General features: G+C 49.3%; 1 protein-coding gene. It reads right to left on the bottom strand.

What is annotated here, in order from left to right:
- Window positions 1-467 (bottom strand): tyrosine-type recombinase/integrase (locus AB4238_RS14360; protein ID WP_372034028.1); only part of this gene is annotated, 467 nt, incomplete at both ends.

Below are 467 nucleotides of genomic sequence, written 5' to 3'. Positions count from 1 at the left end.
TATTGCACTGTGCAATGACGCGCTTAAGCGCTTTTTGAATGCCGCCTTTATCCATTAAAGAGTCAGGATTGCCATCCTTGCCAGGGAATAGATAGTGCGGATGACGATGAGTTTGCCAGTAATATCGCAGCGCGAGTAAAGTACGTTTAGGCAACGGAACCAGCCTGTCTTTGCCGCCTTTAGCATTGCGAATATGCACTTGCATTAACTGTGAATCGATATCCCCCACTTGCAAATGTATGCCCTCACCAAGCCGAAGCCCCATGCTGTATAGCACCAAGAAGAACACCTGATAACGCAGTTGGTGAGTCTGGCTAATGGCGATAGCCACTTCTGCAGGGGTTAGAATATCGGGCAAAGGTGTTACCTGCGGCGGTTTAACGATGTTGAGCCATTCCCACTGCTGGTTGAGGACATGGCGGTAGAAAAACTGCAGACCGTTACGGTCGAGCTTAACCGTACTCCAT

The organism is Shewanella sp. 10N.286.45.A1, from assembly GCF_041470405.1.
Lineage (GTDB): Bacteria > Pseudomonadota > Gammaproteobacteria > Enterobacterales > Shewanellaceae > Shewanella.
The sequence above is the reverse complement of the archived record's forward strand: the minus strand, read 5'-3'. Positions and strand labels throughout refer to the sequence as shown.